The following is a 19164-nucleotide window of genomic DNA, read 5'->3' as shown; positions in this document are numbered from 1 at the left end:
GGATCTCACTCGCGGGTGTCGTCGTCGTCCTTCATCTGCTCGACGGCGGTCGCGGATTCGGTCACGATCGCGCGCATGGCCGCTTCGGCCGCGTCCGGGTCGCCCATCTGGATGGACGACGCCACCACGCCGTGCAGCCGGATCGCTTCGGTCTCGGCGACGTGCGGCATCAGCGAGTGGCGGGTACGGCCCTCGAGTACTTCCACGACGATCTGCGACATCGCGCGCAATAACGGGTTTCCGGACGCGGTGAGCAGGGTGCGGTGAAAGTCGGAGTCGTGGGCGAGGTAGGCGTCCGTGTCCGCCGCACGAGACGTCGACGACATTCCGATGACCGCGGCCGTCAGTGCCCCGCATTGCTCCGGCGTCGCCCGTGTCGCCGCGAGACGCGCGGCGAGCGGTTCGATCCCCGACCGCAGCTCGCTCAGGCTCGACAGTTGCTCGAACCGCTGCGGTCCGGCCAGCTTCCAGCGAATCACGCTCGGATCGAGGGAATTCCAGTGTTCCTCGCCGAGGACGGTGATCCCGACTCGCCGGCGCACGGCGAGGAGTCCGAGCGATTCGAGTACGCGGACCACTTCACGCACGACGGTGCGGGAGACGGAGTACTGGGTAACCACATCGTCCGCGGAGATGCGAGTGCCTGCCGACACGACCCCGGCCACGATGTCGCTGCCCAGCCGATCGAGCACCGTTTCGTGCAACTGCCGGTACTCGGCACCGTCTGCGTTGGTCATCCGCCGATGGTCCCACGGCTGCCCCCACTGAACACACGTTGGCGTGTCATTCGATCTCTAAGTAGTACTTATTTTGGAGCTGCCTTGAAATCATATGGTTTTTGAGGCACAGTGACCTGAGTCACGAATAAGGGTCATTCCATCACCGATCTCCCTGGAGCAACAGAATGAGTACCGCTTCACTACTGGCCGCGGCCGACAGCGCCGGCCACGACACGCGGCTGATCACGGCCGCCGTCGTCGGCGTCGCCGTCATCATCGCGCTGATCACCTGGCTCAAGCTCCACCCGTTCCTCGCGTTGTCGATCGGCGCCGTCGGCGTCGGAATCGCCGCAGGTCTGGGTGCGCAAGACTCGGTGAAGTCGTTTGTCGAGGGCTTCGGGGCCACGATGGGCAGCGTCGGAATCCTCATCGGATTCGGTGCCATGTTCGGAAAGCTGCTCGCCGATTCCGGTGGCGCCGACCGCGTCGTCGACACCCTCGTCGGTCGGGCCGGACCGCGGACGCTGCCGTGGATGATGGCGCTGGTAGGGGCAGTGATCGGCCTGCCGATGTTCTTCGAGATCGGCCTCGTGCTGTTGATGCCGGTGATCATCCTCGTCGCCCGACGCTCGGGGCTGCCGTTGATGCGCATCGCGATCCCCACCCTGGCAGGACTGTCGGCCATGCACGGCCTGGTTCCGCCCCACCCCGGACCGCTCGTCGCGGTGTCGGCGCTGAACGCGAACCTCGGACTCACCCTCGCGCTCGGCGTCGTCGTCGCGATCCCCACCGTGATCGTGTCCGGCCCGCTGTTCAGCAAGCTGGCGGCGCGGTGGGTCGACGTGCCCGTCCCCGAGCTGTATGTGACCACCGAGGACAAGGAGGGCGCGGAGGCGGCGGCCGAGCGTCCTCGCCCCGGATTCGCGGCCACCCTCGCCGCCATCCTGCTCCCCGTCGTTCTCATGCTGGGCAAGGCGGTCGCCGATGTCGTCGCCCCCGGCTCGGATGCGTGGATCAAGGCCCTGCTCGACTTCCTCGGCACACCGGTCGTCGCCCTCGGCCTCGCGGTGCTCGCCGGTATGGTCCTCCTCGGCCGAGGCGGCGGCATGGATCGCAATGCCCTCGCGGCCTCGCTGGAGAGCTCGCTGCCTCCGATCGCCGGAATCCTTCTCATCGTCGGCGCCGGCGGCGGATTCAAGCAGGTCCTGATCGACACCGGCATCGCCGACGTGATCGCCGAAGCGATCAAGGGCAGTGCGCTCCCGGTCCTGTTCCTCGCCTGGCTCGTGGCCGTGCTCATCCGGGTCGCCACCGGATCGGCCACCGTCGCCACCGTCACCGCATCCGGCATCCTCGCGCCCGTCGCCGCCGAGCTGACGTCGACGCACGTGTCGCTGATGGTCCTGGCGATCGGATCCGGTTCGCTGTTCCTGTCCCACGTCAACGACGCCGGATTCTGGCTGGTCAAGGAATATCTCGGCGTCACGGTGGTACAGAACCTGAAGACGTGGACAGTCATGGAATGCATCATCTCCGTCACTGGCCTGGCCGGCGTCCTCGCGCTGAGCGCGTTCATCTGAGAGGCCGAAAATGTCGAGTGAGGTTGGTGAGATGCACGTGAGTACGCGCGAGCCGCAGACCGTGGATCCGGTCCTGGTGCTGATGGGGGTGTCGGGGTCCGGGAAGTCGACGGTCGCGGGAATCATCGCCGGGGCCATGGGCTGGGACCTGCAGGAGGGGGACGCCCTGCACCCGCCCGCGAACGTCGCGAAGATGGCGTCGGGGCAACCGCTCACCGACGAGGACCGCTGGCCGTGGCTCGATCTCGTCGCGGGGTGGATCCGGGAGCACACCGACAACGGTCTTCCCGGGGTCATCACCTGCTCGGCGCTCAAGCGCAGCTACCGCGACGTGCTGCGGGGCGACAACGTGGTGTTCGTGCATCTCGCCGGGTCGCGGAAGCAGATCGGCGAACGCCTCACCACCCGGCTCGACCACTTCATGCCCGCGTCGCTGCTGGACACACAGATCTCGACGCTCGAACCCATCGAGCCCGACGAGGACGCCATCGTGGTCGACGTCGGCGGATCGCCGACGCAGGTGGCCACCGAGATCATCGCTCGGCTGGAGCAGCGACTCGGCCGGTGAACTTCGAGTAATCGGGCGGAAATTAAGTCGAAGTCGCTCGGTGACGGGCGGCTTCGACTTACCGTGGCGGGAGGTGTCCAGCTCGCTGGATGAGCGTCCGATACGACGGAGGGCAGTATGCGAACGCGTGGATCGATCGTGTGGCACTGGGATGTCAGCCGGCGGGCACACATGACGTTCTGGTTCGCCAGAGCCTTCGTCAAACCGCTGTTCACGATCTGGCCGACCACGGACCGCGGCATCGAACTGCTCGCGGCCCTCGACGAACTGATCGACCGGCTGCCCAAACCGCGGGGCCTCGACATCGAGACGATCTCGCTCGGCGGGGTGCCGTGCGAGAAGATCACCCATCCGCGGCCGGCGCTCGGTTCGATGGACGGCGCCACCATCCTCTACTTCCACGGCGGCGGATTCGTGTTCTGCGGGCTCGCCACCCACCGGGCGCTGTGCGGGTTGCTCGCCGCCCGCTCGGGCGCGCCCGTCGTCTCGGTCGAATACCGTCAGCTTCCCAAGGGGGCGATCGGGGCGTCGCTGGTAGACGCCATGACCGCGTACACCGAGGTGCTGAAAGTGTGCGACGACCCGACCCGGGTCATCGTCGCCGGTGACTCCGCCGGCGGCTACCTCGCGATGAAGGTCGCGGAAGTCGCCGCGTTGCGGGGTATCACGCGCCCGGCCGCGGTGATCGGATATTCCCCGTTGCTCAACCTCGACCTCGAGGACCACGATCCCGATTTCATGAAACGCGACGCGTACCTGCCGATGTCGCAGGTGGCCAAGCTGAAGGATCGCTGGCTGGCCGGGCCCGACAAGATTCCGGGCGCCCAGTCTCCCGTCAACGCCGACCCCGGGTTGTTCCCGCCGGTCTTCCTCACCGCCGCCGAGTACGAGATCATGCGACCCGACGTAGAGATCCTCACCGACAACTTCGACCGGGCAGGGCGGCAGATCGAGACCCACCTCTGGAGTGGGCAGATCCACGCGTTCCCGGTGATCGGAAAGGCTCTACGTGAGAGTCGCACGATCATCGGACTCACCGTCGACTTCGCGTCCCGCGCCCTGACCGAGTCGAAGCGGCACTCTGCGTGAGAGGCGAGACCGTGACGAACAGTCCCAGCAGCGCGACTCCGGTGACGAGCACGAGACCGGAGTGGAACTGGTGGAACCCGGCTCCGCTGATACCGGACGCCGTGTGCGAACCGGCGGTGACCAGGGCGGTGGTCAATGCCAGGACGAGCGCCGCACCGACCTGAGCCGAGGTCTGCACGAGTCCCGACGCCAACCCCTGCTCGGAGTCGTCGACGCCCGACGTGGCCTGCGCCATGATCGACGTGAACCCCAGCGCGAAACCGACGCCCAGCAGCACCACACTGGGCAGGATGGCGACGGTGTAGTCGGGCTGATCGCTCCCGGCGAAGAGGAACCACAGGTAGCCCAGGCTCAGCGAGGTCAGTGCCGCGATGATCATGCGTGCCGTGCCGAACGCGTCGATCAGGCGGCCGACGAACGGTGATCCGAACGCGACGATGATGCCCGCGGGGAGGAGGCCCAGTGCCATCTCCAGCGGCGACCACCCCAGCACCGACTGCAGGAAGATGGTCATCATGAACTGGAAGCTCAGGTAGGAGCCGAACAGTGCGACGATGCTGAGGTTCGCCCGCACGATCGAGCCGACCCGGAGGATGCTCAGTCGCACCAGCGGGTGCGCCACCCGGTTCTCCACGACGAAGAACGACGCCAGCAGGGCTGCGGCCAGTGCGAACGAGCCCAGTGTGAGCGGATCGGCCCAGCCGCGGGCCGGCGCCGACACGACGGTGTAGACGGCGAGCAGCATGCCGGACACCAGTGTCGCGGCTCCCACGACGTCGTGTCCGCCGTTGTCGGCGGCGCGGTCGCGGGGGATGAGGACGGTGCCCGCGACGAGGGCGAGAACGGCGAACGGGACCGGCATCAGGAAGGTCCAGCGCCATCCGGCGCTGGTCAGCAGTCCGCCCAGGATCAGGCCGGACGAGTATCCGCTGGCTCCGAAGACCGAGAAGATCGACAGCGCCCGGTTGCGGGCAGGGCCTTCCTTGAACGTGGTGGTGAGGATCGACATCGCGGTCGGCGCCGTGAATGCGGCGGCGAGGCCCTTGACGAATCGGCTGGCGATGAGCAGCGTGCCGTTGTCGACGAGTCCGCCGACCAGGGACGCGACGGCGAACACGGACAGCGCGATCAGGAAGACGCGGCGGCGTCCGAGCAGATCGGCGGTACGTCCGCCCAGCAGCAGCAGGCCACCGAATCCGAGAACGTATCCGTTGATGATCCATTGAAGCGACGTGGTCGACAGCCCGAGCTCGGTTCCGATGGAGGGCAGCGCAACACCCACCATCGAGACGTCGAGACCGTCGAGGAACATCACGAGGCAGAGCACGGCCAGGACGCCCCAGAGGCGGGGAGTCCAGGCCTGGTCGGTCGACGGTGCGGTGGTGGCGCCCGACGAAGTGGCGAGGTCCGGGGTGGCATCGCTGATAGTCACAGGGAGAATGTAGATGCACGTGCAATCAATGCGCAAGCACTAATTCCGTTTGCATTTAATTCGCTTGCAACTTTTCCGTGCGCGCGCTAGGGTGCGGTTCATGAGCTCTGAGGCAGACCTGCGCGGCACGTGGCGGCTGCTCGCGAGCAGGTACAACGCGATCGCGTGCGAGTTGGATCGTGAGATGCAACACGCTCACGGGTTGAGCATGAGCGATTTCGAGACCCTCGACCGGTTGATGGACGCCACCTGCGAACGACCCCGGATGCAGGACCTGGCGGCCGAGATGTACCTCAGCGCCAGTGCCCTGTCCCGGAGCGTGGCCAGGCTGGAGAAGGCGGGCCTGGTGGCCCGATCGCTCTGTGAGGCCGACCGGCGCGGCGTGTTCGTCGACGTCACCGACGCCGGCCGCGCGGTGCATGCCGACGCCAAGAAGATTCAGGTCGGAGTGCTCACCGAACGGCTTTCGGACGCAACCTGATTCGCTACGTCAGCGATGTCGGCGTCACGTAGTCGTCGGACGGGAACTCGCCGTCGACGACGGCGGTGACCACAGTGTTCTCCAGAGTGATCGCCCCGCCGTGGTTGTCCAGGAAGGCCGTGTCCGCCGCGTCGCGTCCGGTGGCGATCCGCAGCAGCGCCTCGCGCGGGGCCAGTCGGGTCGCGTCGACCACCCGCCACTCGTCTTCGACGAACGCCTCGACGACGGCGTGGAAATCCATCGGATCGCACCCCGGCGCGTACACCGCCACCAATCGCGCCGGGATGGTGACGGCCCGCAGAAGTGCCACCGTGAGGTGGGCGAAGTCACGGCACACGCCCGCCCCCGAGAGCATCGTGTCGACGGCGCTGTCGGTTGACCTACTCGAACCCGGTTGGTAGAGCAGCCGCGATCCCACCCACGTGGTGATGTCCTGGAGTAGCTCAGGGTGCGGCTTGGAGAGGTTGAACTCACCGCCGGTGAACCCGAAGAACTTGTCCGCCTCCGCATATCGGCTCGGCCGAAGATACTTCGAGAGGTCGTAGTCGGTGACCGGGGGCGAATCGGCTTTGCCCACAACCGAAGCCGAATATTCGACATGCAGCGAGCCGGGAGGGCTGTTCAGCAGGTGAACTCGAGTGCCGTTCTCCGCCAGTATCTCTCGTGCCTCGACGCGGTCACCGTCATGGGTGAACGTCAGCGACTCGGACAACTCCGCACCGGGAGTCCGGGCCACCGCGATCTTGAATTCGAGGCTGGTGGTGTCGGTGACCTCGATGTCGAGAGTGGCGGTGACGTGACGTTTCATCCGCCCATCCTGGCATCCCTGGCCCGGGGGTGCACATCACCTCCGCCGAAGTCAGGCCTGAACGCGCGGCCGCAACCACTCGACGAGATCGTCGAGTACCTCTTCGTTCTCCGGTTCGTTGAACACCTCGTGGAACAGGTTTTCGTAGATCTCCACCGTGAGATCCTCCGAACCCGCGTACTCCGCGATGAGTTCCGTACCTTTCACACTGGCGAGCCCGTCGTCGCGGCCGTGCTGGAGCAGCAGGGGAACCGTCAACGACGGCAAACGCTCCGGCAACCGTTCGGCGGCGAGAATCATCCCGCGGGCGATACCTGCAGGCACCTTCCCGTGGTGGACGAGGGGATCCTCCTCGTAGGCCGCCACGACGGCCGGATCCCGGGACACCAATTTCGCGTCGAGCGACTCGACGGGCACGTCGGGGAGGATGCGTCCCACCAGCTTGCCGATCTCGACCACGATCCGCGGCGTCCCACTGGTCACGTCGACCGCAGGCCCGGACAGCATCAGCGCCTTCAGATCCTGCTGGTGATCGAGTGCGTAGGTCAGCGCGATGGAACCACCCATGCTGTGCCCGAGGAGGAACCGGTCGGCTCCCGGCCAGTCCGTGGAGGCGATGCCGAACAACTGGTGCAGGTCGTCGGTGAACTCCGTCCAATCCTTCAGGTGGACCCGTTTGCCACCCGACCGCCCGTGGCCGCGGTGGTCCGGCGCATAGATCGCGAGGTCGAGTTCTCCGAGCCGCTCGACCACGTGGTCGTAGCGCCGGGCATGCTCACCGAAGCCGTGGCACAGAACCAGCACGCCGCGCGGGCGCCGCTCGGGGAGCCACACGTCGTAGACGATGGGAACCCCGCCGACGCCGGCGAAGGACGATTCTCGATGCTGCATGATGCCCCTTCGTGGTCCGAATTCGACGACTCAGATCATTGCACGGTGAGGTGCCCCGGGAAGGGACAAATCAGGGGATCGGTCCGGGTGCGAACGCCACCGGCAGGTGCTTCAGCCCGTTGATGAAGTTCGAGCGCAGGCGCTGCGCCGGCGCCGTCTGCTCCATGTCGGGCATGCGACGCAGGATCTCGCTCAGCATCACCTTCATCTCGGCGCGAGCGAGGTTGGCGCCGAGGCAGAAATGGTGACCACCGCCGCCGAACGCAATGTGCTGCGAGAAGTGGCCGGTGGGCCGGTCGATGTCGAACCGGTACGGGTCGTCGAATACCGCCTCGTCCCGATTCCCGGACATGTGCCAGATGACCACCCGGTCGCCCTCGGCGATCTCGACGTCGTGCAGCACCGTGTCCCTGGTCGCGGTGCGCCGGAACTGCATGACCGGTGTGGCCCAGCGCAAGCCCTCCTCGATCAGCGCGTCGAACTTGGACGGGTCGTCGAGTACCTTGCGGCGCTCCTCGGGGTGCTCCATCAGCGCCAGCTGGGTGTGGGAGATGGCGTTGCGGGTGGTCTCGTTGCCCGCGACCGCGAGCAGCATGAAGAACATGTTGAAGTCGAGTTCGCCGAGTTTCTCTCCGTTCACGTCGGCCTGGATCAGGGCCGTTGCGATGTCGTCGCGGGGGTGCTTCCTGCGGTCCTCGAACATCGCCAGGCTGTAGGCGAACATCTGCGCCGCCGCCTCGCGTTCCTGTCCTTCCGCGAGATGGAACTCCGGATCCGACGAGCCGATCATCTGGTTCGTCAGGTCGAAGATGAGCTTGCGATCTTCCTGAGGCACACCCAGGAAGTCGGCAATCGCCTGAAGGGGTAGCTCGGAGGCGACATCGACGACGAAGTCGCACTCACCGCGCTCGATCACCGCGTCGACGATGCTGCGGCCCCGTCTCGCGAGAATCTCGTGCAGCTGACCGATGCGGCGGGGTGTGAATCCCTTGCTCACGATCTTCCGCAGCGCCGTATGGTCCGGCGGGTCCATGTTGAGCATCATCAACTGCTGGCCCGCCAGATCGTCCGGGCTCAGGTCGTCGATGTAGGTGGCGCCTCGCCACGACGAGTACGTCTCCGCGTCCCGATTCACCGTCACGATGTCGGCGTGACGGGTAACGCACCAGAAGGGGTTGCCCCGATCGTCGAGGTGCCGGTAGACGGGAGCCTCCCGCCGCAACGTGGAGAACATCTCGTGCGGCACGCCCTCGGCGAAGGTGTCCGGATTGTAGAGATCGACGTCGGCGAGCTGCACGGTCCCTCCTGAGGCTCACGTATGAGAATACGTTCTAGTCCTGGAGGATGTGGAACAACGAAAACGGCTCCGGAGAATTGATATCTCCGGAGCCGTTTCCACTTGGTAGCGGGGACAGGATTTGAACCTGCGACCTCTGGGTTATGAGCCCAGCGAGCTACCGAGCTGCTCCACCCCGCGTTGCATTGACAACACTACACCCTCCCCGGAGTGCTCTTGACCAACCCCGGGGAGGGCTACATCACATCAGCCGAAACTGCACCATTTCGACGGCGTTCTCGATTGCCTCCGAAACCTCCCGCAGGCGTTCGTCCGCGCCGGCCGCAGCGAGGATCTGCAGGCGGTCGGCGTCACCCATCGGAATGTAGGTGGCGATCTCGTACAGCCTCGTACCCAGCGAACCGCGGAAGCCGCCGATGACGGGAACGTCGGGCGGGGCATTGCCCGTCTCCGTCGCCAGTCGACGGAGCAGGCCGTACAAGAATTCGAGTCTCTCGATCAGCGCGGGGAACTCATAGTCCGCTGTCTGGGTGCCGGTGTTCTCATCCGGCCACACGTCCACCTCGGCGATCGGATACGGATTGTCGGGCAACCACTTCGACACCTTGATGCGTTCCTCGGTGCGGCAGAACAGCTCGTACCGGCCGTCGCCGATCGCGGCATGCGATTCGATCCGCGCGATGGTGCCGATGTCGTGGCGCACGTCGCCGCCGCCGACCTCGTTGCCGCGTGCAATGAGCACCACGCCGAAGCGGGGACCGTCGGGTGCGTCGAGGCAGTCGCGGACCAGTTCCTGGTAGCGGGGTTCGAAGACGTGGAGAGGAAGCTGCTGACCGGGCAGCACCGTCGAGCCCAGCGGGAACATGGGAAGCAGAGTCATCAGGGGATTCTCAATCGGGGTACGGGCGTCGCCGGAAGCGGGTCGACGCGATCGATCTCGTCGGTCAGGTGCTCGGACCACGTCAGCAGTCCGGAGATGTCGAGGCCGTGCGGTGCCTCCACCTCGTAGTGCCGGATCCGGTCGTGGCCCTGGCGCAGCAGTGACCGTGCACCGGTCTTGTTGCCTCGCATCAGGTGGGTGAGCCCCACCGCGAGTTGTGCGAGCCCCTGCCACAGTTCCCGCTCGTCCTCGGGGGCAATCTTCCACGTGCCTTCGAGGATTTCGTGCGCGTGGAACGGCATGCCGTGGTCGAGCAGTCGCTGGGCCTCGGTGATCGCCTCGTCGGGCGGCAACCGCACATCGTCGGGGATGCGCGGCACCCCCTCGGCGTCGTGGGGCAGGGGGCGGCCGAGTTCGTCGCGGGGTCGTGCGTTGAGGGGTTTCCCCGTCCCATCCCTGTCCCGATCGGCCATGGCACAAGGGTAACGCTCAGTCGCGGGTCGGCGAAGGGTTCGCGACGGCCGCCGACACGCGTTTCGACACCTCCTCCTGAACTACCCGCGCCGTCGCCGATCGCAGGTGAACGCGGTCGTCCTGGTGATAGAGGTAGCGGCCGTCCCCCTCGACGTCGATCCAGGTCAGCTCACCCAGAACAGGCTCGTCGAGCCCACTGCGAGCGCCCCGGATGCAGATGTATCCGATGCCGGTCCGCGGTCGGCCGACGATCCTGCGCAGGAGCGTGCCGTCGGAGACGCGAGCATTCTGCAGGACCGAAGACCCGGTGTTTCGGGCCTGAACGTCGTCGGGGTGCGCGGTCAGCGACGCCGTCCGTCCGGGCGGGCAGTCGGGTAGACCCTTCACCAGCTGGGTGGTGAGCCAGTCGACGCCTTCGGTGCCGGCGTCGATCCGGATGTCGCCGCGACCGGGTGCGTCACGTAGTTGTTCGGCGACGACGGTGACCCGGCCACGGATGCTGCCCCTCCGCCGAAGCCCGGAGTCGAGTTCGGGGGAGGGGGCGAGCACAGTCACCGACAACTGTGGATTCCGCAGTGCCTGGATCGCCGCGACCAGATTCGGCTCGTCCAGTGCCGTCCGCCACCGCTCCAGTTCGTGCTGCTGCACGGCGTACCGGTCTTCTGTCGCTGCGGCGGACCGATACTGCAACGGATACGGCATGCGGTCGAGATCCGTTGCTTCCCAAAGGCACATGAACTGGGCTGACGTCAGCAGCCAGTTCATGCGCCGATTACCGGCGGTGCGACGGGGTCGAGTTTGCCGATCAGGTCGTTGCCGTTGTCGACGGTGATGAGGTAACTCGGTGTCTGGTGCTCCGTATCGCCGTCGCCGTTGCCTGCCGGGCCCCGTCCGGGAGCACCCATCATCCCTGGCCCCATGCCCATCCCGGGTCGACTCATGCTCGGTTTCACCGGCGTCGCCGCCGCGGCAGCGGCTGCCGCCCCCGCACCCGCTGCGGTGCCACCGGACGGGATCGGGCTTCCCGGAACCACACCGCTCGTGGAGGATTCCGAGTCGCGCCTATCGTTCTTCCGGCGCGCGCTCGAAGCCGAGCCCGCCCGGCCGACGCCCGACCCGCCGGAGCTCGGCCTACCGGCTCCGCCGTAGCCGCCCATGCCTGCGCCACTCCCGGACTGTGAACCGGTACCAGCCGCATTCTGCGCATTCGCGGCGGCGGTCTGCGCGGCTGAGCCGGAGCCTGCGCCTTGGTTGGCAGCGGCCTGGTTGGCGGCGGCGTCCGCATTCGCCGCGGACGTATTCGCAGCAGCGGCGTCCGCTGCCGACTCCCCATCCGCCAAGCCCTCACCGTTCAGGGGCGAATCCCCGCCGCCCGAGGCGGAGGAGGTGTCACCGTTGATCGAGCTCCAGGAACCTGGGCTGCCCTCGGTCGACCCAGTGAGAGTCGGGTGGACAGAGGCGATCTCGCCGCTCGGCGAGTGCGGCGCAGGGAGGACTGGAACATTGGTGCCCACGTCTTGGTAGTTCGGGACGTAGATGTTCTGCAGCTTCCGAATGGCTTCATCTCGCGCCGCATCCCGGGCCGATTCCTGCGCTTCCACAGCGGTGGGACTCAGGGGGAGAAGGCTGAGGGGTTGCTCCGACATCGGCGCCGGGATGCTGTTTTTCACATCCTGTGCGGCGCTGCTCAGAATGTCGAGCTTCACGCCTATAGCTTGCACTCCCGACGTCAATTGGTCGCTCGCACCCGCCAACGTGTCAGTCGCCGCGAGTGCCGCATCGGCGGCAGCGCCCTGCCACTTTTCGGCAATCGTGTTCTTGAGAAGGGCGAACCCGAAACCGATGGGTAACGAACCGACGATGGCGTGGCAAGCCTGAGCGAGATCACCGATGACGCTCGGGTCCATGTCCCGCGTCTTTGCATAGATCTCCGAGTGCTGCCAGCTCTCAAAACTCTCCATCTCGGTTATGTAGGGCGGGTCGATCGCATCCGATCCGAGTTGCTCCGCGGACCTCTGCAACTTGGTGCGGTGCTGATCCCCGGCGCCATTGGGCACCACGGCATCGAAGAAGGAAGCGAGCGGGTCCTTCGGTGCCATGGGTCAGTCTCCCTTCGGGATGAGAGGTTCGTAAGTGCGCGCAGTGTCATCGAGCCCTGTGCACCAGTCGGCTTCCGGTACGGGTCCTGCGTGATCTGAGAAGATGCTTCGCGTGAATCCCAGGACCCCGTAGGAGGTCTCGATGCTGAGCTCGCAGTAATCCCTTACCGTGCTGTCGAAGATCAAAAGTGCCCTTCGGCCATTGATGTCGATAGGGGTGGCGTGGTCCCGCTTCTTCTCTTGTTCCTCTGCAAAGCTGATGTTTCCCGACAGGACATTCATGCCGTAATAGAAGCCCTCCGGCTTGTGGAAACTGTCGTAGCTGCAGCCGAGGAACGTATACGAGTCGGGTGTGAAGTCGGCGAACTTCTCACTATCGGGATCGTATCCGGCCGCGATCAACGTCGAATCAGGTAGGTCGAGGCAGGGATCAAATGTGACCTGCGGTCGATCGGATTGATCGACATGTCGCGGCACACGAACCGTCGATGTTGGCAGTTCGGCGGGAGTGGGCTCGCCGCTTGCTCTCTGGGTGCTGCATCCCGCCACTAGGAGGGCGAGAACGGCAACGCCCCACAGTGCATTGCGCGTCATTGGTCCGCTCCCGTTCGAATGCCTGAGAGTGCCTGCCCGATTGCGCTATCAGTCTCAGAGAACGCCTCGCCTCCCGCTGCAAAGGTGTCACGCATAGTGATTATCACATCGCGGAATTCCCTTAGACGCGCGCGAACGGAGCCCGAGCCTTCGCCGCCGTTGAATTTAGCGTTGTAGCGCGCCTGCAGTTGTTTCGCCGAGTCGAATCCACCGAATCCTGAAACATACTTCAATTGGTCGGCGTTCTTGATCGCCTGATCCATCTGCCCGATCATGGTGTTGCAGATGCCGACGCATCGTTGGATTGCGTCGTCGTCCAGACGCAGTGTTTTGCTCATTCCCATCCCCCCAGTACTCGACAGGACCCCCACGGCCGCGTGCGGAGATGCTACCGCACGGGTGTGTCGTTCGGCTTGGTGCACAGCGAGCTGATGTTCACGCTGTGTGGAGAAAATCGATGAGGATGCGTTCCACGGGTGAAGTGGTCTGAACTTCGCGGAACAGCAACGGTTTCGGTAGTGGCGGTGCCGTCGATCGGTACCGGTGTCCGGTGGGTGTGTAGATCTCGATTTTGTGCAGTCCGCGGGGTTGTTGACGCGGAGTGGAGTGCCACCCGGCACCTTGTTTGGCGTAGTTGCAGGCAGCGCACAGGCCGGCGCCGTTGTGTGCGGTGGTGGGTCCGTCGAATCCGCGGGGTTGGACGTGGTCGTGATGCCGGATCGGGGCATCGCACCACGGTGTGCGGCACGTTCGATCTCTCAGGTCGATCATCCTCGCCAACCCGGCGGGGAAGCACCGGGCCCGGGACTCGGTGGCGGTGAGCGCCCCCGACCCCGGGTTTGCGTACAGACGGCGCAGCGTCACCCGTGTTTCGTCGCCGGTGTCCGGATCGGTCGTGGCCTGGACTGCCTCGGATATCCAGTGTCCGGCGAGTGCGGCGGGGATGGGCCCGTATCCCTGCACGTGGGCAGGTTCGGACCCGCCGTCGAGGAGGGCGCGGTCGGAGATGACCAGGTTGACGGTGATCGGAGGGGCCGTCGCGGTGTGGGGTGCGCCTGTGACACGGGATACGAGGAGGTCGGCCATGATCTGCGACCGGGTGCGGTCGTCGCCGGCGGCGAGAATGGAATCCGCGTCACGAGCGAGGGTGGCGTGCACAGCCACGCCCTGGGCCACCGGCAGCAGGGCGCTGACGTAGGCCATGGTGTCCGGTGCGGGACGCGAGGTGACTCGTCGATCCGACAGTGCCTTGCGGGCCCGCCGCACCATGGCTTCGGCGTCGACTTCGGCGGCCGCCGCGCGGACCTTCGCGCACACCGCCTGGTCGCCGAGCCCGTCCAGTGTTGCCGGGTCGGCGCAGAGGAGGTGATCGAGTGCCGTGCGATCTTCTCGCGTCAGGCACGCGGTTTCGCGGACGAGGATCGTCGCCCGCCACTCACTGAGCACACCCCGTTCGAGCAGTGCCAAGGTGCACGGCATTTCGTGGACGAGGGTGGTGGCCATTCCGAGATGGCGGCCGCCCCGGAACGGGGAGTCGCGTCGAGCCAGTGCCACCTGGTTGGCGATTCCTCGGCCTCGTTGTGAGACGGGCAGGTCACGCTCTGCTCGTGAGGCGCGGATGGAAGCGTCGAGGTCTGCGGTGATCCGGGCTTGCACGCCGGCGCAGGCAGCCTTCACTTCTTCAAGGTTGCGGAGTAGGTCGATGCGTGCAGCATCGTCGACGTTCCTGTCGAGGTTCGGCAACTCGGCCAGAAACTCGACGACCCCTGATGCATCCACCCCGACCCCCCGCGGCTTCGAATCCCCCGAATCGAACGTATGTTCTATACTAGCTGCCGATACGGGTTCGTGGCAATACCTAGCCGGCGCCGACCATGCGCATGGCGAGGTCCGCGTAGAGGTCTGCGACAGCTTCGGGCTCCGTGTATGCGCCGGCCGGGAACCAACGGCAGATGTCGACGCACAGCGACATGAGGGCGAGGGTGACGCCTTCGCCGTCGGGCACGGTGAATTCGCCGGATGTGGCTCCGGCGTCGACGACGGCACGAACGATGTGGGTGATGTCGCGGCGCAGTTTCACCACGTCCCGGTAGTGCTCGGGCGTGAGGGCGTTGAGTTCGTACTGCACGACGCGAGCTTGCGCGTGGTGGGTGGCCTGCCAGCCCGCGAACGCGCCGATCAGCGCCTGCAACCTCGTCGAGGGCGCCTCGTCGGGGAGGTCTGCACTCGTCACGACGTCGAGTGCCGCGGTGTGGCCTTCGTAACTGATCGCGAAGAGCAGCTCTTCCTTGGATCGGTAGTGCGGGTACATCGCGGCCGGGCTCATGTCGAGGCGGGCGGCGATCTCGCGAGTGGTGGTGCCGCCGTAACCGCTGGTCGCGAACGCGTCGACGGCTGCGGCTCGGATGCGGGCGGCAGCCTTGGACGGGCTGATCACCTGGCTGGGTGATTCGCTCATGTCTTTCTCCATCCTCGGCTGCGCGGCTGTTGACAATACCGCGCCGCACCATCACTATAAGCAAGCGCTTAGAAAATAAGCACACGCTTACATGCTTGAAGCGTGTACCAGTCAAGCTCGACATCCAGAAGGAGCGGTCATGCGACGCACCCTGTACGGCCCCGATCACGAGGCATTCCGCGAATCGGCCCGGGAGTTCGTGAACCGCAACCTGCTGCCCGTAGCCGACAAGCTCATCGCGCAGCGCTTCATCGACCGTGAGATCTGGCTCGAGGCCGGTCGCAACGGATTCCTGGGACTCGAGGTTCCGGAGGCGTACGGCGGAAGCGAGGCCGGCGACTACCGGTTCAACGCGGTTCTCGCCGAAGAGCTTTCGCGGGCCAGTGCAGCGGTGTCGTCGAGCTTCGGCATTCACGCCGACGTCGTCGCGCCGTACCTCGTGCAGCTCACGACCGAGGAGCAGAAGCAGCGCTGGCTGCCGAAGTTCTGCACCGGCGAGCTGCTCACCGCCATCGGTATGACCGAGCCCTCCGGAGGTTCCGACCTCGCCTCGCTCAAGACCACGGCGGTCAAGGACGGCGACGACTGGATCATCAACGGGTCGAAGACGTTCATCACCAACGGCTACAACGCCGATCTGGTGATCGTCGCGGCCCGCACCAGCCCCGAGAAGAAGTCCAAGGGCATCACCCTGTTCGCCGTCGAGACGGGAATGGAGGGCTTCGAGCGCGGACGCAAGCTCGACAAGGTCGGCCAGCACGAGTCCGACACCGCCGAGCTGTTCTTCGAGAACGTGCGTGTGCCGTCGGCGAACATCATCGGAGAGATCGACCGCGGCTTCATCCACATGATGGAGATGCTGCCGCAGGAGCGTGTCGGGGCCGCGGTCTCGAACATCGCGCACGCCGCGCCGATCCTCGAAGAGACGATCCAGTACGCGAAGGACCGCAAGGCATTCGGGCAGCCCATCGGTTCGCTGCAGTGGAACAAGTTCCTCCTCGCCGATCTCGTCACCCGTGTGGAGGTCACCCAGGCCTACGTCGACAACTGCGTCGCCGCACACGCCGACGGCGAGCTGACCGCAGTGGACGCCGCGAAGGCCAAGTGGTGGACTGCTCAGGTGCAGAACGAGGTCCTCGACCACTGCGTTCAGCTGCACGGTGGCTACGGATTCATGACCGAGTACCGCGCCGCCCGCGCGTGGATGGATGCGCGTGTCACCAAGATCTGGGCCGGTTCGAACGAGATCATGAAGGAACTGATCGGCCGCGACCTCGGCCTCTGAGTCCGTACCCCGTAGCCCGACGACAAAGGAGTCGCTTCGTATGTCCGTTCTCGACAAGTTCAGCTTGACCGATCGGGTGGTCGTCGTGACCGGTGCGTCGTCGGGTCTCGGGGTTGCGTTCGCGCAGGCCGCGGCAGAAGCCGGTGCCGACGTGGTGCTGGCCGCGCGTCGAACCGACCGTCTCGAGAAGACCGCGGAACTGGTGCGGGCCGCGGGGCGTCAGGCGCTGTGCGTCGCGACGGACATCGCCGACCCGGCTCAGGCGCAGAACATGATCGACGAGACCATGGCGAAGTTCGGCCGGGTGGACGTGCTGGTCAACAACGCCGGCGTCGGTACGGCCGTTCCCGCGACGAGGGAGACGCCGGAGCAGTTCCGGCAGGTCGTCGACATCAACCTGCACGGTTCGTACTGGGCTGCGCAGGCGGCGGGCAAGGTCATGAAGCCGGGCAGCGCGATCGTGAACATCGCGAGCGTGCTGGGCCTCACGACCGCGGGACTTCCGCAGGCTGCGTATGCCGCGAGCAAGGCCGGGGTGATCGGCTTGACCCGCGACCTGGCGCAGCAGTGGGGTGCCCGCAAGGGCATCCGGGTGAATGCGATCGCTCCCGGATTCTTCGCGACGGAGATGACGGACCAGTATCAGGACGGGTACCTCGACTCGATGAAGTCACGTCTCGTTCTCGGCCGCCTCGGTGATCCGGAGGAACTGGCGGCGACCGTGATCTGGCTCGCGTCGGACGCCGCCGCATACGTCACGGGGCAGACGATCGCGGTGGACGGCGGCATCACCATCACCTGAGCGTCGGGTTGGGCGGTGCTGCTGTGCTGGCGTATAAGTAGGAAATGACCTCGCGCACCGTCCATGAAGAGTGGGACGATCAGCCCGCCCCGTCGATGGCGGCAACCGACCTGCTGCGGGAGCCGCCGGCGACCGCTCGCGGTGCACGCACGCGCGCGGCTTTGGTGGCGGCGGCGCGGACGGTGTTCGAGCGGTCCGGGTACCTCGATGCCCGGCTCACCGACATCACGAAGGAAGCGAACTGCTCGACGGGGTCGTTCTACACCTACTTCGACAACAAGGAGCAGGTGTTCGCGGCCGTGCTCGAGGTGGCGCAGGAAGACATGATGCACCCGGGCATGAAGCGGGTGCAGGACACCGACGACCCGTACGCGGTTCTGGAGGCGAGCAACCGCGCCTACCTGGAGGCGTACCGGCGCAACGCCAAGCTGATGGGCCTGCTCGAGCAGGTGGCGCACATCGACCCGGCGTTCGCGGATCTGCGTCGGCAGCGGGCCGACGCGTTCATCGCGCGCAATGCGCGGGGCATCGCGGAGCTGCAGGCGCGGGGCATCGCCGACACGGAGCTGGACCCGATGCTGGCGTCGCGGGCGTTGTCGGGGATGGTCAGCCGGCTGGCGTACAACGTGTTCGTGGCCAACACGAACGGCGACGACGGCACGCCCGTCGACTTCGACGACGTCGTGTTCACTACGACGCGTATCTGGGCGAACGGGCTGCGGTTCCCCGAGCGGAGCTGAGCTTCGTCCGAGGGCGGACGGACACTCACGTCGACAAAGCTGAATCCGACACCGGGTTCAGGTGATTTCTGTGGAAGACTGGGGTCACGTCCGTGTCCCCGCGAGGGAGGAATCTCGTGCAGGTTGCTCAGAAGGTCGCCATCGTCACCGGTGGTGGGGGTGGAATCGGGAGTGCACTCGCGGAGCGCCTCGCCGCCGAAGGCGCCCAGGTCGTCGTCACCGATCTGGATGCCGCATCGGCCCGGGCAGTGTCGGACCGGATCAACGCGATGCGTCCAGGGGCCTCGATCGCCCGCGGTGGCGACGCGTCCGACGACGCGCAGATCGCGTCGGTCATCGACGCCGCGGAGCAGGCCTTCGGTCCCGTCGACCTCTACTTCGCCAATGCGGGTGTCGCGGCAGGAGATGGGCTCGAGCCCGGCGACGCCGTGTGGGACCTCGCTTTCGACGTGAACGTCCGAGCGCACATCCGGGCGGCACATCGCCTGATTCCCGGCTGGATCGAGCGTGGGGAGGGGTACTTCGTCAGCACGGCCTCGGCCGCAGGCCTGCTCACCCAGATCGGTTCCGCCCCCTACTCGGTGACGAAGCACGCCGCCGTCGGATTCGCCGAATGGCTGTCGGTCACATACGGCGACAAGGGGGTTCGCGTCAGCTGCCTGTGTCCCATGGGCGTGAACACCAAACTCCTCACCGACGACGCCGCCCTCTCGGCGACCGCGGCACGCGCCGTCACGACCGCGGGGACGGTACTCGAACCGTCCGAGGTGGCCGAATGCGTGCTCGCCGCAATGGAAGCCGAGCAGTTCCTGATCCTGCCGCACCCCGAGGTGCTGGAGATGTACCGGCACAAGGGCGCCGACTACGACCGGTGGATCCGGGGGATGCGCCGCTATCAGGCCGCGCTTCTCGCCCAGCCGTCCTGACCCGTTCGAGACGAGAACTGCGCAAACACCGTACGAAGACC

21 protein-coding genes and 1 tRNA gene are annotated in these 19164 nt (G+C 66.1%); 8 read left to right on the top strand and 14 right to left on the bottom strand.

Annotated features, from left to right (window positions below):
• Positions 1 to 5: 5 nt before the first annotated feature.
• The gene (locus H0B43_RS11370; RefSeq protein WP_185727794.1) at positions 6 to 737 is read right to left on the bottom strand and encodes a FadR/GntR family transcriptional regulator; all 732 of its coding nucleotides are present in this window, start codon (positions 735 to 737) and stop codon (positions 6 to 8) included.
• Between the two features lie 167 nt (positions 738 to 904).
• On the opposite strand from H0B43_RS11370, the gene H0B43_RS11365 reads away from it, so the two are divergent.
• From H0B43_RS11365 to H0B43_RS11355, 3 genes are all read left to right on the top strand, one after another.
• Positions 905 to 2299, top strand: coding sequence for a GntP family permease (locus H0B43_RS11365; RefSeq protein ID WP_185727795.1), 1395 nt, complete (start codon positions 905 to 907; stop codon positions 2297 to 2299).
• Between the two features lie 31 nt (positions 2300 to 2330).
• The gene (locus tag H0B43_RS11360) at positions 2331 to 2867 is read left to right on the top strand and encodes a gluconokinase (RefSeq protein ID WP_185727796.1); all 537 of its coding nucleotides are present in this window, start codon (positions 2331 to 2333) and stop codon (positions 2865 to 2867) included.
• Between the two features lie 117 nt (positions 2868 to 2984).
• Positions 2985 to 3956: an alpha/beta hydrolase gene (locus tag H0B43_RS11355; RefSeq protein WP_185727797.1), complete on the top strand. Its 972-nt coding sequence runs from the start codon at positions 2985 to 2987 to the stop codon at positions 3954 to 3956.
• On the opposite strand, the gene H0B43_RS11350 is transcribed toward H0B43_RS11355, so the two are convergent.
• Positions 3901 to 5424: an MFS transporter gene (locus H0B43_RS11350; RefSeq protein ID WP_185727798.1), complete on the bottom strand. Its 1524-nt coding sequence runs from the start codon at positions 5422 to 5424 to the stop codon at positions 3901 to 3903. The two genes, H0B43_RS11355 and H0B43_RS11350, sit on opposite strands and share 56 nt — an antisense overlap.
• 64 nt (positions 5425 to 5488) lie before the next feature.
• Between H0B43_RS11350 and H0B43_RS11345 the strand changes: the two genes are divergently transcribed.
• Positions 5489 to 5869 carry a MarR family winged helix-turn-helix transcriptional regulator gene (locus H0B43_RS11345; RefSeq protein ID WP_185727799.1) on the top strand — a complete coding sequence of 127 codons (381 nt, stop codon included), beginning with the start codon at positions 5489 to 5491 and terminating at the stop codon, positions 5867 to 5869.
• A 4-nt stretch (positions 5870 to 5873) separates the two neighbouring features.
• Here the strand turns inward: H0B43_RS11345 and H0B43_RS11340 are convergent, their stop codons facing one another.
• From H0B43_RS11340 to H0B43_RS11285, 12 genes are all read right to left on the bottom strand, one after another.
• Complete coding sequence (locus H0B43_RS11340; protein ID WP_185727800.1) at positions 5874 to 6677, bottom strand: transglutaminase family protein; 804 nt, start codon at positions 6675 to 6677, stop codon at positions 5874 to 5876.
• A gap of 51 nt (positions 6678 to 6728) precedes the next feature.
• A complete protein-coding gene (locus tag H0B43_RS11335) occupies positions 6729 to 7568 on the bottom strand; it encodes an alpha/beta hydrolase (protein ID WP_185727801.1) in 840 nt (279 codons plus the stop codon).
• 70 nt (positions 7569 to 7638) lie between these two features.
• Entirely contained in the window at positions 7639 to 8865 is a 1227-nt protein-coding gene (locus tag H0B43_RS42820; RefSeq protein ID WP_185727802.1) for a cytochrome P450, read from the bottom strand.
• A 103-nt stretch (positions 8866 to 8968) separates the two neighbouring features.
• Positions 8969 to 9045: transfer RNA gene (locus H0B43_RS11325), tRNA-Met, on the bottom strand.
• Between the two features lie 61 nt (positions 9046 to 9106).
• Positions 9107 to 9745, bottom strand: a complete 639-nt coding sequence (locus H0B43_RS11320; RefSeq protein ID WP_185727803.1) for an LON peptidase substrate-binding domain-containing protein — start codon at positions 9743 to 9745, stop codon at positions 9107 to 9109.
• Positions 9745 to 10218, bottom strand: a complete 474-nt coding sequence (locus H0B43_RS11315; RefSeq protein WP_073358890.1) for a DUF309 domain-containing protein — start codon at positions 10216 to 10218, stop codon at positions 9745 to 9747. Before H0B43_RS11315 ends, H0B43_RS11320 begins: the two co-directional genes overlap by 1 nt.
• Before the next feature lie 16 nt (positions 10219 to 10234).
• Entirely contained in the window at positions 10235 to 10984 is a 750-nt protein-coding gene (locus H0B43_RS11310) for an ESX secretion-associated protein EspG (protein ID WP_185727804.1), read from the bottom strand.
• The gene (locus H0B43_RS11305) at positions 10981 to 12318 is read right to left on the bottom strand and encodes a hypothetical protein (RefSeq protein ID WP_185727805.1); all 1338 of its coding nucleotides are present in this window, start codon (positions 12316 to 12318) and stop codon (positions 10981 to 10983) included. The genes H0B43_RS11310 and H0B43_RS11305 overlap by 4 nt, the downstream gene beginning before the upstream one ends.
• Positions 12319 to 12321: 3 nt before the next feature.
• The gene (locus H0B43_RS11300; protein ID WP_185727806.1) at positions 12322 to 12912 is read right to left on the bottom strand and encodes a DUF3558 domain-containing protein; all 591 of its coding nucleotides are present in this window, start codon (positions 12910 to 12912) and stop codon (positions 12322 to 12324) included.
• Entirely contained in the window at positions 12909 to 13250 is a 342-nt protein-coding gene (locus H0B43_RS11295) for a hypothetical protein (protein WP_312033822.1), read from the bottom strand. Before H0B43_RS11295 ends, H0B43_RS11300 begins: the two co-directional genes overlap by 4 nt.
• Before the next feature lie 97 nt (positions 13251 to 13347).
• On the bottom strand, positions 13348 to 14691 hold the full coding sequence (locus H0B43_RS11290; protein ID WP_185727808.1) for an HNH endonuclease signature motif containing protein: 1344 nt from the start codon (positions 14689 to 14691) through the stop codon (positions 13348 to 13350).
• 79 nt (positions 14692 to 14770) lie between these two features.
• The gene (locus H0B43_RS11285; RefSeq protein ID WP_185727809.1) at positions 14771 to 15370 is read right to left on the bottom strand and encodes a TetR/AcrR family transcriptional regulator; all 600 of its coding nucleotides are present in this window, start codon (positions 15368 to 15370) and stop codon (positions 14771 to 14773) included.
• Between the two features lie 139 nt (positions 15371 to 15509).
• On the opposite strand from H0B43_RS11285, the gene H0B43_RS11280 reads away from it, so the two are divergent.
• From H0B43_RS11280 to H0B43_RS11265, 4 genes are all read left to right on the top strand, one after another.
• Positions 15510 to 16655, top strand: coding sequence for an acyl-CoA dehydrogenase family protein (locus H0B43_RS11280; protein WP_185727810.1), 1146 nt, complete (start codon positions 15510 to 15512; stop codon positions 16653 to 16655).
• A gap of 40 nt (positions 16656 to 16695) precedes the next feature.
• On the top strand, positions 16696 to 17457 hold the full coding sequence (locus H0B43_RS11275; protein ID WP_185727811.1) for an SDR family NAD(P)-dependent oxidoreductase: 762 nt from the start codon (positions 16696 to 16698) through the stop codon (positions 17455 to 17457).
• 44 nt (positions 17458 to 17501) lie between these two features.
• Positions 17502 to 18197: a TetR/AcrR family transcriptional regulator gene (locus H0B43_RS11270; protein ID WP_185727812.1), complete on the top strand. Its 696-nt coding sequence runs from the start codon at positions 17502 to 17504 to the stop codon at positions 18195 to 18197.
• Between the two features lie 116 nt (positions 18198 to 18313).
• Positions 18314 to 19123, top strand: a complete 810-nt coding sequence (locus H0B43_RS11265) for an SDR family oxidoreductase (protein WP_185727813.1) — start codon at positions 18314 to 18316, stop codon at positions 19121 to 19123.
• The last annotated feature ends 41 nt before the right edge of the window (positions 19124 to 19164 follow it).

Origin of the sequence: Rhodococcus sp. 4CII (assembly GCF_014256275.1) — a bacterium.
Lineage (GTDB): Bacteria > Actinomycetota > Actinomycetes > Mycobacteriales > Mycobacteriaceae > Rhodococcus_F > Rhodococcus_F wratislaviensis_A.
This window is presented reverse-complemented; position numbering and strand designations above follow the sequence as displayed.